16 protein-coding genes are annotated in these 14,454 nt (G+C 59.8%); 3 read left to right on the plus strand and 13 right to left on the minus strand.

Translation table 11 applies throughout. From position 1 onward, the window contains the following. Positions 1-133 precede the first annotated feature (133 nt). Positions 134-835 (plus strand): SDR family oxidoreductase, encoded by a 702-nt coding sequence (locus ACR0C9_RS11785; protein WP_170449812.1) that lies wholly within the window; start codon positions 134-136, stop codon positions 833-835. A 9-nt stretch (positions 836-844) separates the two neighbouring features. Here ACR0C9_RS11785 and ACR0C9_RS11790 read toward each other — a convergent pair whose 3' ends face one another. The 10 genes from ACR0C9_RS11790 to yajC all read right to left on the minus strand — a co-directional run bounded on the left by ACR0C9_RS11790 (position 845) and on the right by yajC (position 7,871). Beyond that, positions 845-1,384, minus strand: coding sequence for a DsbE family thiol:disulfide interchange protein (locus tag ACR0C9_RS11790; protein WP_480781076.1), 540 nt, complete (start codon positions 1,382-1,384; stop codon positions 845-847). Then, the gene (ccmD, locus tag ACR0C9_RS11795) at positions 1,377-1,535 is read right to left on the minus strand and encodes a heme exporter protein CcmD (RefSeq protein ID WP_480781077.1); all 159 of its coding nucleotides are present in this window, start codon (positions 1,533-1,535) and stop codon (positions 1,377-1,379) included. The genes ACR0C9_RS11790 and ccmD overlap by 8 nt, the downstream gene beginning before the upstream one ends. Next, positions 1,532-2,305 carry a heme ABC transporter permease gene (locus tag ACR0C9_RS11800; protein WP_170449806.1) on the minus strand — a complete coding sequence of 258 codons (774 nt, stop codon included), beginning with the start codon at positions 2,303-2,305 and terminating at the stop codon, positions 1,532-1,534. Before ACR0C9_RS11800 ends, ccmD begins: the two co-directional genes overlap by 4 nt. Before the next feature lie 61 nt (positions 2,306-2,366). Next, positions 2,367-3,023 carry a heme exporter protein CcmB gene (gene ccmB, locus ACR0C9_RS11805; RefSeq protein ID WP_480781078.1) on the minus strand — a complete coding sequence of 219 codons (657 nt, stop codon included), beginning with the start codon at positions 3,021-3,023 and terminating at the stop codon, positions 2,367-2,369. Beyond that, on the minus strand, positions 3,020-3,634 hold the full coding sequence (gene ccmA, locus ACR0C9_RS11810; RefSeq protein WP_480781079.1) for a heme ABC exporter ATP-binding protein CcmA: 615 nt from the start codon (positions 3,632-3,634) through the stop codon (positions 3,020-3,022). Before ccmA ends, ccmB begins: the two co-directional genes overlap by 4 nt. Before the next feature lie 182 nt (positions 3,635-3,816). After that, positions 3,817-4,170: an Mth938-like domain-containing protein gene (locus tag ACR0C9_RS11815; protein WP_170735125.1), complete on the minus strand. Its 354-nt coding sequence runs from the start codon at positions 4,168-4,170 to the stop codon at positions 3,817-3,819. 9 nt (positions 4,171-4,179) lie between these two features. Continuing rightward, positions 4,180-4,926, minus strand: coding sequence for a TSUP family transporter (locus ACR0C9_RS11820; protein ID WP_480781080.1), 747 nt, complete (start codon positions 4,924-4,926; stop codon positions 4,180-4,182). Then, positions 4,919-5,887, minus strand: coding sequence for a protein translocase subunit SecF (secF, locus tag ACR0C9_RS11825; RefSeq protein ID WP_170449797.1), 969 nt, complete (start codon positions 5,885-5,887; stop codon positions 4,919-4,921). The genes ACR0C9_RS11820 and secF overlap by 8 nt, the downstream gene beginning before the upstream one ends. Position 5,888: 1 nt before the next feature. Then, positions 5,889-7,550 carry a protein translocase subunit SecD gene (gene secD, locus ACR0C9_RS11830; RefSeq protein ID WP_170519499.1) on the minus strand — a complete coding sequence of 554 codons (1,662 nt, stop codon included), beginning with the start codon at positions 7,548-7,550 and terminating at the stop codon, positions 5,889-5,891. A gap of 33 nt (positions 7,551-7,583) precedes the next feature. Further along, complete coding sequence (yajC, locus tag ACR0C9_RS11835) at positions 7,584-7,871, minus strand: preprotein translocase subunit YajC (RefSeq protein WP_480626174.1); 288 nt, start codon at positions 7,869-7,871, stop codon at positions 7,584-7,586. 201 nt (positions 7,872-8,072) lie between these two features. Here yajC and ACR0C9_RS11840 point away from each other — a divergent pair, with 201 nt between their 5' ends. Beyond that, positions 8,073-9,731: a mechanosensitive ion channel family protein gene (locus ACR0C9_RS11840; RefSeq protein ID WP_480781081.1), complete on the plus strand. Its 1,659-nt coding sequence runs from the start codon at positions 8,073-8,075 to the stop codon at positions 9,729-9,731. Between the two features lie 86 nt (positions 9,732-9,817). After that, the gene (gene serS / locus ACR0C9_RS11845) at positions 9,818-11,110 is read left to right on the plus strand and encodes a serine--tRNA ligase (RefSeq protein WP_480626176.1); all 1,293 of its coding nucleotides are present in this window, start codon (positions 9,818-9,820) and stop codon (positions 11,108-11,110) included. A 51-nt stretch (positions 11,111-11,161) separates the two neighbouring features. On the opposite strand, the gene ACR0C9_RS11850 is transcribed toward serS, so the two are convergent. From ACR0C9_RS11850 to der, 3 genes are all read right to left on the minus strand, one after another. After that, positions 11,162-11,746, minus strand: coding sequence for a helix-hairpin-helix domain-containing protein (locus ACR0C9_RS11850; RefSeq protein ID WP_480781082.1), 585 nt, complete (start codon positions 11,744-11,746; stop codon positions 11,162-11,164). 86 nt (positions 11,747-11,832) lie between these two features. After that, positions 11,833-12,819: a fatty acid desaturase gene (locus tag ACR0C9_RS11855; protein ID WP_170449785.1), complete on the minus strand. Its 987-nt coding sequence runs from the start codon at positions 12,817-12,819 to the stop codon at positions 11,833-11,835. Positions 12,820-12,982: 163 nt separating this feature from the next. Next, the gene (der, locus tag ACR0C9_RS11860; protein WP_170628547.1) at positions 12,983-14,446 is read right to left on the minus strand and encodes a ribosome biogenesis GTPase Der; all 1,464 of its coding nucleotides are present in this window, start codon (positions 14,444-14,446) and stop codon (positions 12,983-12,985) included. Between the last annotated feature and the right edge of the window lie 8 nt (positions 14,447-14,454).

The raw sequence follows: 14,454 nt of genomic DNA on the forward strand, positions 1-14,454 counted from the left end.
GATTTGATCAGAAAGGACGCCTTCGGGCGTCCTTTGTTTTTTGCGAGGCTCTGCCTCGCGCTCCGAGGTATTTTTGAACAGAAGAAGTTGAATTGGCGCAAGAGACCGGGTTTGCTGCGCCGGGGAGGTCGCGATGAACAAGGTGGCATTGATAACCGGAGGCGCGCGCGGCATTGGGCGCGCGATTGTCGAGGAGTTGAGCCGCGACCATCACATCGCATTCACGTGGTTTTCGACCGAGCCGACGCATACGCTTTTGAGTGACGGGACTCTGTCCATTCGATCCGACCTGACTGAGGATGGGCAGCCGGAGGCCGTGATTCAGCAGATCATCGACAAGTTTGGCCGGCTGGACGTGATCGTAAACAACGCGGGGGCGGTGAAATCGACCCCAAAAGAGGTGTTCAATCGCGACGACCACCGCGCCATTCTGGATTTGAACCTGCTTGTGCCCGCAGCCTTGTTGACTGCCGCGTTGCCGCATCTGAAACCGGGTGCGGCGATTGTCAGCATATCTTCGATGAACGCCGTTTTGCCGCCGAAAGACGCGGTAACCTATGGGGCAAGCAAGGCTGCACTGAACCTATGGACCCGCGGCATGGCGAAAGAGCTTGGGCCCGAAGGTATCCGGGTGAACGCAGTCGCACCGGGGGCCATCAACATCCCCGAGGCCCCGCGGCCCGATGATCTGACAGCCCTGTTTGTGAAAGACACAGCCATTGGGCGCGTCGGACGACCGCAAGACATTGCAAAGGCCGTTCGGTTCCTCGCATCGGATGACGCTGCATTCATCACCGGTGAGACCTTGGCGGTTACCGGGGGCTACAGGCTTTAGGCAAAGGGGTTATCCGCCCGCCGCCTTTTCCAAAGCAGGGCGGATTGTGCTTTCTATCACGCGCTGAGTGATCGGCCCGGCAAAGCGCAGAATTACCGTACCCTCGCCGTCAATCACATAGGTTTCCGGCACGCCGTATAGGCCCCAATCCAGCGCCATGCGTCCCTGCTCGTCGCGGCCGATGGCTTCGTATGGATCACCCAACTCGGTCAGGAAACCCTCGGCATTGTCCAACTTGTCCTTGTAGTTGATGCCATAGACCGGGATGCCTTCGTCCGACAGCGCCTCAAGGTTCGGGTGCTCGGCCCGGCATGGGGCGCACCAGCTGGCCCAATAGTTGACCAGCTTGACCTCACCATCCCTTAGGGTCGTGTCGTCGAATAGGGCCTTGCCGGGAAACTCGGTCAGCACGACCGGGGGCGCAGGCTGCCCCTCGCGCGCAGAGGGCAGCGCGTTTGGATCCTCGCGGAACATGCCGATCCCGGCCAGAACCGCGAAAGCCCCGAAAATCAGGGGCGGCGCGAGCATCAGGGGCGAGATTTTAGCCATTCCGAGTTACCCTTTGTTCGATCTTTTCCATCTCGGTCCGCACCTTGCGTCCGCGCAGAATGCTGAAGACAACCAGTGCGACCAGCAGTGCAATCGAGGCTGCGTAAGACGACAGGACCGCGTCCGCGTATTTTCCAAGATCAGGGATCATCCGCCCACCCTTTCCCGTGCAAGCAATGCCTTGATCCGCCGTGCCCGGATTTCCGTGCCGGTGCGATACAGCACCAGCGCGATGAACAGCAACACAAAGCCGATGATGCACGCCAGCAGCGGATAGAAGAAGATATTGCTGACCTTCTCTTCGGTATCGGTGCCGGTGACAGCACCCGCCCGCATGACGGACGCGCCCTGATGCAGGCCCTGATTCCAGAAGTTCACCGCATAGCGGCTGAGGATCGCAAAGACCGACCCCACCAGACACAGGACCGAGGTCAGGTCGGCAGCGGTATCGGGGTCCTCGATCGCCTCCCATAACGCCACATATCCAAGGTAGAACAGGAACAGGATCAGGAACGATGTCAGGCGCGGATCCCAGGCCCACCATGTCCCCCACATCGGCTGGCCCCAGATCGCCCCGGTTGCCAGCGCGATCAGTGTCATGACGATGCCGATCGGGGCGGCGGCCCGCGCGGCCAGAGCACTGACATGGTGGCGGCGCACCAGCCAGACCAGCGAGGTCACCAGCATCATCAACCAGCAATTGATCGCCATCAGCGCCGACGGGACGTGCAGGTAGATGATCTTGACGGTCGATCCCTGCTTGTAATCGTCCGGCGTGAAGAAAAAGCCCCAGACCAGCCCGACCACGATAAACACTGCCGATGTGATCCAGAAAAACGGCAGGACACGTTCACTGGTGGCAAGGAACTTGCGCGGGTTGGCATATTCCCAGAGGGCGTTGGCTTTGGCTGCGATTGTCATGGCCGTTATTTAGTCTGAATCGGAGGTTTTCTCAATTGACCTCGGTCAAAGATGTGGCGCTTCACCGCAGATTGATCCGCAGCACCGCTGCGCTGGCAAAGGGCAGCAGGGCGATGGTTGCTGCAGTGATCCCGGCCAGCATCAGAAGCGGTGTCTGTGTTTCCATCCCGATGGCACCACGGCGGGCGACCTCAGCGCCGAAAATCAGGGTTGGGACGTAAAGCGGCAGGACCAGCAAGGACAGCAGCAACCCGCCCCGTTTCAGGCCGACGGTGAGCGCTGCGCCGAAGGTGCCAATAACGCTCATGGCCGGGGTGCCGAGCAGCAGCGAGATCACCAGCCAGAAAAAGCCGGGCACCGGCAGGTTCAACAGCACACCCAGAAAGGGTGCAGCAAGGACCAGCGGCAGGCCGGTGGTGATCCAATGGGCCAGCGCCTTGATCGAGACAACCGCTTCAAGCGGAATCGGCGCGGTCGCCAGCAGGTCCAGCGAGCCGTCCTCCCAATCCAGCGCCAACAGGCGGTCGAGCGACAGCAGGCAGGCCAGAAGCGCACCGAGCCACAGGACACCCGGCGCGATCGTGGACAGCAGCGACGATTGCGGGCCGACCGCAAAGGGCACCAGAACCGTTACGATCAGGAAGAAGGCCAGCCCCAGACCAAAGCCGCCGCCCGCCCGGAAGGCCAGTTTCAGATCACGCAGCAACAGGGCGATCACAGGAAACCTCCGTCAAAGTCGTCGATAGGGGCGGGTTTGGCTTTGTTGGGGCCTACGTCCAGGACCTCGCCATCAAGGCCCAGATCGATATGGGTGGCGATCAGGGCCGAGCCACCCTGCCCCAGATGCGCGCGCACAGCATCTGCGAACATCTGCACGGCGTTTTTGTCCAGCGAAACGGTTGGTTCGTCCAGCATCCAGATCGGCCGCCCCGTGACCAGCATCCGCGCCAGCCCCAATCGCCGCTTTTGCCCGGCGGACAGGTTGCCAGCGTGACGGTCCGAAAGCTCATTCAGTGCAAAGGCGTCCAGGGCGGGCTGGATCTGCTGCGTCCCAAAAACCGAGGCCCAGAAGTTGAGGTTTTCAGTCACTGTCAAGGTTGGTTTCAACCCGTCGGAATGCGAGGCGTAAGCGATCTGATCTTCGGCGCCGTCAATCTGACCGGCCAATGGGGGCTGCAAACCGGCCAGCGTGCGCAAAAGGGTTGTCTTGCCGATCCCGTTCGGCCCGCGCAGGATCAGGGCCTGACCGGGTTGGAGCGTGAAGCTCAGCCCCTCCAGTACTGGAATGCCGCCTCGGGTGATGGTCAGATCGGTTACGGTTAACGTCATGTGACCCGCTTATCCGATTGGGGACGCAGGCAAAAGGCGGGATTTGCCGCAGGGTGGCGATGTCGGTGCATATTGGTGATTGCGGGAGCGAGAGGCCAGCCTCGCCGCCATTGGCGCTCGAACCAATGGCGCACCAATGGCGGCTCTCCGGGATATTTTTGGCCAGATGAAGGGGGATCCGGTTACACGGGGATCAGGGCCAGCGCGATGCGGCGACCTTCTGACAGCAGGACGTTATAGGTGCGGCAAGCGGCTGGGGAGTTCATGATCTCGATCCCGATACCCGAATTTTCCAAGGCATTGCGCAAATCTGTGGGGATATGTGTCAGTTCGGCTCCGGTGCCGATCAACAGTACATCTATTGCGCCCGAAAGGTTAAGCAGGGGTTCGGAGTCGGCATACCCCTCCCACGGTTGGGTACCGGTTGCGCCAGTCAGGACGCCGCCGTTATGGACCTGCCCACCGATACGAAAAAAGCCCGGTCCGTAGCCGTCGATGGGTTGGGCGTTGGTATAGGTGATCTCATTCAATCGCATGGGTGGTATTTATCCCCAAAGTGGCAGGCCGGACAAGGCTGCCAGCACAATCGCCAGATACGCGGCGGCACGGTAGAGGTGTTCGCGGTCGGGTCGGAACAGCCAGGCCCCCAGCAAGTTGCCCAACAGGTTTGGCACGGCCAGCGCAAACCCCAGTCCCGCGGCAGCCAGTGTTACTTGCCCCATGCCAGTGAGATAGCCCAGTAGCAGGAAGTCAAAGGCAAACAGGAAAAGCAGGATGGTTGCCCGGATCACTTCCACAGGCAGCGGGCGCGACATGTAAAACAGGATGACGGCTGGTCCGGGCAACCCCGCAACGCCGCCCAGAAATCCGGCGGCACCGCCGATACCCGTGACCATCGTGCGGCTGATCTGCCCGTGATAGCGCAGGCCCAGGATCAGGATGGCGAGCATGATCAGGGCAAGGCCGCTGACCGCGTAGCGAAACACTTCGGGGTCGACTTGCGTTAGTACCCATAGGCCGACCGGCAGAATCGCGGCGCAACCGATCACCAAACGTGCCAGATCGCCCTTGTTCACCGCGCCCCAAGCCCGGCGCAGGTTCGGCAAGGGGCCGAAGATATCCATGATGGTCAGACCGATCAGAGCGCCGAATGGGCCCAGATAAGGCGTGGCGATGGGCAGGAAGACCAAAGCGGTTCCGAAACCCGAGAAGCCGCGCACGACCCCGCCCAGAAACGCTGCAAAAAAGATAACGGCCAGACCCTGCGGGGACTGGCCGAATACCTCAGGCATCTATGTTGGCAAACTGATTGCCGGCGGTGTTGGATGGCTTGGACCAATCGCGCTTGACCCCCAGCCACAGCAGAATGGTCGAGGCCACAAAGACTGACGAATAGGTCCCCACGATCACGCCCCAGATCATCGCAAATACGAACCCTCGGATCACGTCGCCGCCCAAAACATAAAGCGAGATCAGCGCCAGCAGGGTCGTGACCGAGGTCATCACCGTCCGGCTGAGCGTTTCGTTGATCGAGATGTTCAGAACTTCCTTGAGGTCTTTCTTTTTGTATTTGCGAAGGTTCTCCCTCACCCGGTCGAACACAACCACGGTGTCGTTCAGAGAATAGCCAACGATGGTCAACAGGGCTGCGATAATGGCCAGATCGAAGCGGATTTGCAGCTCCGAGAAGATGCCGATGGTTAGGATCACGTCATGCACAAGTGCGGCCACCGCGCCCAAGGCGAACTGCCATTCGAACCGAAGCCAGATATAGACAAGCACCGCGCCGATGGCCAAGGCCACGGCGATGACCGCCGTCTGGATCAGTTCGCCGGACACTTTCGGGCCGACAGATTCAACCGAGACAAATTGGATGTCGGGGATCACAGTTTGCAACGCGCTTTCAACCGCTGTGATTGTCGAAGCTTCGACCGCTTCGGCATCGGCCTGCGCCTGAATGCGGATCATGGCGACGTTTTCGTCCGGCCCGAATGTCGGGTCAAAAATCTCGGTTATCGTGACATCGCCCAATTCCAGCGGCGCGATGGCGTCGCGGTAGGTGCCTACGTCAATCGGCTGTGCGCTTTCGGTGCGGATCGTGGTGCCGCCCCGGAAATCGATGCCGAAATTCAGACCTTGTAACAGGAATGAAACAAAGGCGATCACCATCATCAGGCCCGAGATGCCCAGCCAGACTTTCCACCGGCTGAAGAAATCGAACGAGGTTTCCTGGGGTACGAGTTTCAGTCTCATGTCAAACCTCGATCATTTTCGGACGGCGGCGTTCGAACCACATGACCACCATCAGGCGCGTCACGAAGATCGCAGTGAAGACCGAGGTGATGATACCCAGCCCAAGCGTAATAGCGAAGCCGCGCACCGGACCGCTGCCCATGGCAAACAGGATGGTCGCAGTGATGAATGTGGTGACGTTGGCGTCCAGGATGGCCGACAGCGCCTTTTCATAGCCAAGCTCGATGGCGCGGGCCGGACCTTTGGCGGATTTCAGTTCCTCGCGAATCCGTTCAAAGATCAGCACATTGGCGTCCACCGCCATACCCACGGTCAACACGATCCCGGCGATGCCCGGCAGGGTCAGAGTGGCCCCGATCAGGGACAGCAAGCCGAACAGCAGACCGACGTTGATGATCAGAGCGATGTTGGCAAAGATACCGAACAGCCCGTAGCTGAGCGCCATGAAGACCAACACTGCGGCGAAGGCCACGATTGTGGCGACTTTACCGGCGTCGATGCTGTCTTGGCCCAGTTCAGGGCCGATGGTGCGTTCTTCCAGAAAGATCAGCTCGGCGGGCAAGGCCCCTGCCCGCAGCAGGATGGCCAGATTGGTGCTTTCCTCGACCGAGAAGTTGCCGGTGATGATCCCCGACCCGCCCGGAATGTGGCTTTGGATGACCGGGGCCGAGATCACCTCGTCATCCAACACGATGGCAAAAGGCGCGCCGATATTGTCGCGCGTGTAGTCACCAAATTTGCGCGCACCTGATGTGTTGAAACGGAAGCTGACCGCCGGACGACCATTCTGATCGAAGGATGGCTGCGCGTCCACCAGTTCCTCACCCGTCACGACCGGGGCGGATTCGATGATGTAGTAAACACCGCTTTCGTCGATTGAGGGCACGACTTCCTGACCAATACCAGCAACCGCATCCGGGTCGGTGCCGCGATTGACCACAGGGTTGAAGGTCAGCTGCGCCGTCGTTCCGATGATGTCTTTCAACTCTCCGGCGCTGCCGATCCCCGGCACCTGGATCAGGATACGGTCCGCGCCCTGGCGCTGAATGGTGGGTTCGCGGGTTCCGACCTCGTCAATCCGGCGGCGGACAATCTCAAGCGATTGGCGCACGGTGCGGTCGTCTGAGGCCAGTTTTTCAGCCTCGGACAGTTGCACGACAATCGTATCCCCGTCGGCGAAGGCTTCGATGTCGGTCGCGCCGACCCCGGTCAGGGTTTGCACCTGACGGGCAAGACCGCGCACAACCTCTAGCGCGCGGGGCATCCCCTCGGGCTGGCTGATGCGGACGCGAATCTGATCGGGGGCCGAGTCCTGACGGCGGATGGTTCCAACTGTCGCCCGCTCGTCCCGCAGGGCGTCGCGGATTTCCGGCCACATGCCCTCCATCCGGGATTCGTAGACATCCTCGACCTTAACCTCGGCCAGCAGATGGGCACCGCCGCGCAGATCAAGGCCCAGATTGACCAGAGACGAAGGCAGCCAGTTGGGCCATTGTTCGGCTTGCGCCTGATTTTCGGGGGTGTTTGCGCCCAGCTCAATCGCGGCTTTGGCGTCGTTGGATTGTTCGACCCGCGTGTAAAACGCATTTGGCAGGGCAAGGATCAGGCCGGTCACGCAGACCAGCCAGATCAGAACCCGCTTCCAGGTATCAATTTGCAGCATTACCCTGCCTTTTCAAGGAATTGTCAGGCGAAGTTACTTCGCAGGTTCGGTCTTGTTCAGAACCTGGGCGATGGTCGATTTGATCACGCGCACCTTCACACCTTCGGCGATCTCGACCTCGATCTCGTTCTCGCCTTCCTTGACCTTGGACACTTTGCCAATCAGACCACCCTGTGTGACGACCTGATCGCCCCGGCGCACGGCCTCGACCATGGCCTGATGTTCCTTCATCTTCTTTTGCTGCGGACGGATCAGCAGGAAATACATGATCGCGAAGATCAGGATCAGCGGGAGAAACTGGGCGATTGCGCCACCTTCCATGGGATATTCCTTTTGCTTTGTGTTGCGGCACCGTTCCGCAAATTTGGCGGGAACCTATGCGCTGATATGTCTGTTTGCAAGCAAAGGCGGCGGTGTGACCCACCTGAACGCGACCCTGTCACCGCAAGAACAGTCAAAGCGTTGCAGATATGTCCTAGGAACATGGCCCAAACCGGGTATAGTCCGGGGTAAGGGGGACATATGGCACGGCAATTCAAGCCCTTCCTTTTGTTACGTTATTTCCTGGCCGCTTTGGCGGTGATCCTGTGGTTTGACGGTCCTGTCCGGGCACAGGACGCACCTGCGGAAGCGACCGCGCCTGAAACGGCTGAATCAGAGGCCTTTATGGCCCCGGTCATCGTGGACGGGGACATCCTGTTTCAGGTCCGCGGCTCAAGCGCCCTGCCCGCGCCCGAACGGGCCGAGGGTGTTCAGAACAAGATCATCGAAATCGCCGAAGCCTCGGACGCGACCGAGGTCGCAATCAGCTTTGAAGAAACCGACTTTGGCACCTGGATTCTGGCAGATGGTGAAAGGGTCTCAATCGTCACCGAAGCCGATGCCGAACTGGATCAGATGGAGTTGAGCGTTGTCAGCGTTCTGCACGGCAATGCGATCAAGCAATCCATCGAAGCCTACCGTTCGAACAGAACGGATCAGGCGCGCGTGTCGGGCGCGATCGAAGCTGCGGCCTGGACCTTGGGCTTTTTTGTCTTTGTCGTCGCCATCCTGTGGCTGCATCGCAGAATCCGGCGGCGCACCCTGAAATTCGTCAAACGCCACCTGAAGGACGTTGAAACCGCCACCGCCAAAAGCGTTCAGGCCGAGGCAATTGCCGCCCTGGTCCGCTATGGGCTGAATTTTGTCCTGCTGGTGATCTTCTTTCTGGGCTTTTACTACTACCTGTCCTTCGTCCTGCTGGCCTTTGCCGAAACCCGCTATTTCGCGCAGTTGCTTCTGACCTACCTGACGGAACCCGTCCTTCTGATCTTCAAGGGCATCCTCAGCTATATCCCGAATATGATCATGCTTGGCCTGATCACCTGGGTAACGATGTATATTATCAAGGGCATGCGGGTGTTCTTTGACGCGGTCGAAGCGGGCTCGTTCGAGTTGGGGGATTTCGAAAAGCACTGGATCAACCCAACCTTCAACATCGCTCGGGTGGTTGTGATCCTGATCGCGCTGGTCTTTGCTGTGCCCTATATCCCGGGCTCGGATTCCGCGGCGTTTCAGGGGCTGACCATTCTGGTGGGTGCGATGCTGTCGCTTGGCGCAAACTCGGTCGTGTCGAATATGCTGGCGGGGCTGTTTGTGATCTATCGCCGCTCGACCTCGATCGGGGATCGAATTCAGATCGGGGATCACATTGGTGACGTGGTGCAGATCAAGCTGATGGAGACACATCTGAAATCCATCAAGAATGAGCTGATCTCGATCCCCAACGCGCAGCTGATGAATTCGGATGTGGTGAATTTCTCGAAGAAAACCGACGGCAGCGGTCTGTTGCTGCACACCACTGTCGGCATCGGGTACGAGGAACCGCCCGAAAAGGTCGAGGCGATGCTGATCGAAGCCGCCCATCGCACCAAGGGGATCAAGGCCAAGCCTGAACCCTTTGTATTGTGGACCGCGCTGGCCGATTACGCGATCAATTATCAGATCAATGGGTACACCACACGCGGCAGTATTATCCCCAAAATCCGGTCAGACCTGCACCGCAACATCGTGGCTGTGTTTAACGAGAACAATGTGCAGATCATGACCCCGTCCTACATGGCCGACCCGCCCGAGCCGAAGATCCCAGCCGGGGATTGGGATGGTCATCTGGCGCATCACGAAGAGACGCCAGACAGTTAAGCGCAATTTGGTTAACCAGCGCTACACCCTTCCAGCCATATGGTGCATAAGCAGCTTTAGTGATTCACGCATTAAGGATCTGAGACATGCACGACATCCGCGCCATTCGCGAAAACCCCGCCGCCTTCGACGCCGCTCTTGCGCGCCGTGGGGACGCGCCGGTGTCGTCAGACCTGCTGCGCCTGGACGAAAGCCGCCGCGCCAAAATTCTGGCGGCTGAGACGGCGCAGGCCGAACAGAACAAAGCCAGCAAAGAGGTCGGTGCCGCCAAGGGGCGCGGAGATGAGGCGGAATTCGAACGCCTGCGCACTCTGGTCGCCGAAAAAAAGGCCGAGATTGCGCGGATGCAGACCGAAGCCAAGGATCTGGACGCGCTGCTGACCGATCAACTGGCCCGCATCGCCAACCTGCCCGCCGAGGATGTACCCCAAGGCGCGGACGAGAATGACAATGTCGAGGTCAACCGCTGGGGCACGCCGCGTGCGTTCGATTTCGCTCCGAAAGAGCATTTCGACATTCCCGCCGTCGCCGCCGCAATGGATTTCGAGACCGCCGCCAAGACCAGCGGCAGCCGGTTTGTGAACCTGTCAAAAGGCGTCGCGCGTATCCACCGCGCCTTGGCCCAGTTCATGCTGGACACCCATATCGACAAGAACGGTCTGACCGAGATGCAGACCCCCGTTCTGGTCCGGGATGAGGCGATGTATGGCACCGACAAACTGCCGAAATTCGGCGATGACAGCTATCAGACCACCAATGGCTGGTGGCTGATCCCGACCTCTGAGGTCACACTGACCTATTCGGTATCCGGGGAGATTCTGGACGAGGCCGCCCTGCCCATCCGCATGACCGCCCACACCGTCTGCTTCCGGTCCGAAGCTGGCAGCGCCGGTAAGGACACCGCCGGGATGCTGCGGCAGCACCAGTTTGAAAAGGTCGAGATGGTCTCGATCACTCATCCCGATAAATCGGACGAGGAACAAAAACGGATGCTGCGCTGCGCCGAGGACCTGTTGGAGCAGCTGGGCATCCCCTACCGCACCGTTGTCCTGTGCACCGGTGATATGGGATTTGGCGCGCGCCGCACCTTTGACATCGAGGCATGGCTGCCCGGTCAGGATACCTATCGCGAGATCAGCTCGGTCTCGACCACCGGCGATTTTCAGGCCCGGCGCATGAATGCCCGTTTCCGCCCCGAAGCGGGTGGCAAACCGGAATATGTCCACAGCCTGAACGGCTCGGGGCTGGCCGTGGGGCGCTGCCTGATCGCTGTGCTGGAGAACGGGCAGAACGCAGATGGCACTGTGACCGTGCCCGAGGTTCTGGCCCCCTATCTGGGCGGCAAGCGGACCCTGCAAACAGACGGTACGCTGGCATAAGAAAACTGGCGCTTCGACAAGCGCCGGACTTTCCCAAAGGGCGAGGAAGGCTTACTTCTTCGCCTTTTTCTTATCCTTCTTTTTATCTTTCTTTTTGCTGTCCTTCTTGGCAGCGTCTTTTTTCTTGTCGTCCTTCTTGGACTTCTTGTCCTTCTTCGACTTGGCTTTCACCTTGTCCTTGGCTTTCGAGAACGCGGCCTCCATCTCGGCACGTTTCTTGGCGGCCTTTTCAGCCTTTGCTTTTGCCTTGGCCTTCTTCTTCGCCTTCGCCTCGGCGGCTTCGGCGGCAGCCTTTTCAGCCGCAGCTTTCTTCGCGGCCTCTTCCGCGCGTTTTTCGGCGGCTGCAGCGGCGACTGTCTTGCGGGCCGCGGGGCGTCGCGCCGCAGCTTTGCGCGGCGTCGCGCGACGTGCCGCTGGCGCGCGTTTGGCGGCAGGCTTGGCGGCGGCGGGTTTCGCAGCGACGGCCTCTTTCGCGGCAGCAATCAGCACAGCGGCCCGTGCCAGACCTATTCTGGGGACCTTGACCAGATCTTCGGGCTTGGCTTTCGCCACGGCCTCGGCTGTCTTGAAACCGTTCGCGGACAAGGCTGTGGCAAGCGCTTCTCCCACGCCCTTAACATCGGTCAATGCGGTCATTATGGGTCCTTTCTCTGTCTCCCTGCATATCCGTATATACACAGGATATACAATCCTTCAAGTCGTGATGCTGTCCCGCCGCGTTCTCACCTGCCGTGAGCCAGCTTGGCGTCCTGCCGCTGCTTGGGAAACGGCACCAAACGTTTGGCGTCTTCGTCCCATAGCTTAAGGGTCAGCGCGGCCACAGCCTCGGGGAATTTGATCCGACGCGGGGTGAATTCTGGCGGCAGGTTATAGTGACACGCCCGCAGCCGGTAGGACGGGATGCGCGCGTTGAAATGGTGGATGTCGTGCAAAGTGATGCAGGCAACCGCATTGTCGAACCACCACCCGAAATCCAGAGCAGACGATCCTTGCAAGGCCGCCAGCTGAGGGTCCAGATCAGGCCGACGATCCCAATAGGTATCCTCAAAGTTGTGCTGCAGATAGACAAGGAACACGCCCAGCATCCCCCCGAGCAGTGAGAAGACCAGCCAGACCAGAATGCCCGTTGTACCGGCAATCAACCACAGAAGCCCCAGGAACACGACGATGGAAAGGTTGTGCAGCACAACCCCCTTCACTCCGAACCGAACGGTGTTCTTGGGCCAGCGATAGCGGATGAAATAAGTAAACAACGCCCCAACCGGCACGAGGATGAACGGGTTGCGATAAAGTCTGTAGAACAGGCGCTTTTTCCAATCCGCCTCGTTCCATTCCCGTAGGGTCATCGTATGGATCTCGCCGGTTTCGCGGTGTTCCAGATTGCCAATTCCGGCGTGGTGCAGGTTGTGGTTCTGCTTCATCACCTCGAACGGAGCGAAGGTGAAAGGCGACAGGCCGTGCCCGGCCCATTCGTTCTGTTGCCGTGTCTCAAACAGCGAATGATGCCCGCAATCATGTTGCAGCACGTAAAGACGCACTGCCGAAAAGGCAAAAACAATCCCCGCCGGAACCATGATGTACCAGCGATCCACGTATGTGATCGCCAGCGCCAGCGATGCGAAATACACCGCGAAGGTCCCAAAATAGCTCAACGCTGCCAGTTTGTTGTCCTGAACCGCGTATTGTCTTGTGTATTCCCTAAGATCCATCCAGCCCGCTCCCCACGATGGCCCGACAAAAATTAACCCAAAAATATGCGCGGAGTGTCCGCGTACAAGCAGCGCACACGAAACAAATGCACGCAACTGAATGCTAGCGCGGGGAAAAGGCGCTGTCACGCCCCGAGGCTAAAAACGCTGAAAATTGGCGCAGTTACGCCTTACCCTTGAGATGTTTGGCCAAAGCACCCGCATTTTTCTTGCGTCGCCCCTTGTAGGGGTTCTTGTCGCCCTGCCCCCTCAGGGTCAGGCGGATCGGTGTGCCGGGCATGTCAAAATCTTCGCGCAGACCATTGACCAGATAGCGGGTGTAGCTGGCGGGCATCTTGTCGGGATGCGAGCACATGACCACGAAACCCGGCGGGCGGGTCTTGGCCTGAGTCATGTAGCGCAGCTTGATCCGGCGGCCCTGCGGGGCTGGCGGTGGGTGCTGTTCCAGCATTGCGGTCAGCCAGCGGTTCAGCGCAGCGGTCGGCACGCGCCGGTTCCAGATGTCGTGGGCGCGCAGGATTGCGGCGCGCAGACGCTCGAGCCCCCGGCCCGTTTTAGCAGAGACGGTGATCAAAGGCGCGCCGCGCAGTTGTGGCAGCAGGCGTTCGAAGGACTCTTTCAGCTCGCGCAGTTTTTCCTGCTTGTCGTCTTCGATGTCCCATTTGTTGACAGCGACAACCACGGCACGGCCTTCGCGTTCGGCCAGATCGGCAATGCGCAGGTCCTGTTGTTCGAACGGAATCGCAGCATCCAATAGAACCACGACAACCTCGGCAAATTTCACGGCGCGCAGCCCGTCAGAGACCGAGAGCTTTTCCAGCTTCTCTTGCACCTTGGCCTTTTTGCGCATGCCCGCGGTGTCGAAGATCCGCATCGGGGTGCTGTCCCCATCAGGGTCGGCCCAGTCGATGCGCAGGCTGATGGCATCGCGGGTAATCCCGGCCTCGGGGCCGGTCAGCAGGCGGTCTTCGCCGATGATCTTGTTGATCAGCGTGGATTTACCGGCATTCGGACGTCCAACCACCGCAACCTGCAGCGGCTTGGCGGCGGTGATCAGAGGCGTTTCACCTTCGCCATCCTCATCCAGCTCGATATCGGTTTCGGGGGTATCGTCCTCGGCCTTGTCCTCAGCCTCATCCGCCAGCGGCATAAGTTGGGCATAAAGGTCCGTCATCCCTTCGCCATGCTCACCCGACAGGCGTACGGGTTCGCCGAGGCCCAGGTTATAGGCCTCCAAAACACCGGCATCCGCTGCGGACCCTTCGGCCTTGTTGGCTGCCAGAATCACGTGTTTCGAGCGTTTGCGCAGAATCTCGGCAAACATCTCATCCGTTGGGGTCAGACCGGTCCGCGCGTCGATCATGAACAGGCAGACATCGGCCATGTCCACCGCACGCTCGGTCAGGCGGCGCATCCGGCCCTGCAGGCTGTCATCGGTTGCATCCTCAAGCCCCGCCGTGTCGATCACGGTAAAACGCAGATCGCCCAGCCGCCCTTCGCCCTCGCGCAGGTCGCGCGTCACGCCGGGCTGGTCGTCGACCAAGGCCAGACGTTTGCCCACAAGGCGGTTGAACAGGGTGGATTTGCCCACATTCGGGCGCCCCACGATGGCGAGGGTCAGCGACATGTTCTCAA

The organism is Ruegeria sp. C12 (genome assembly GCF_056537745.1).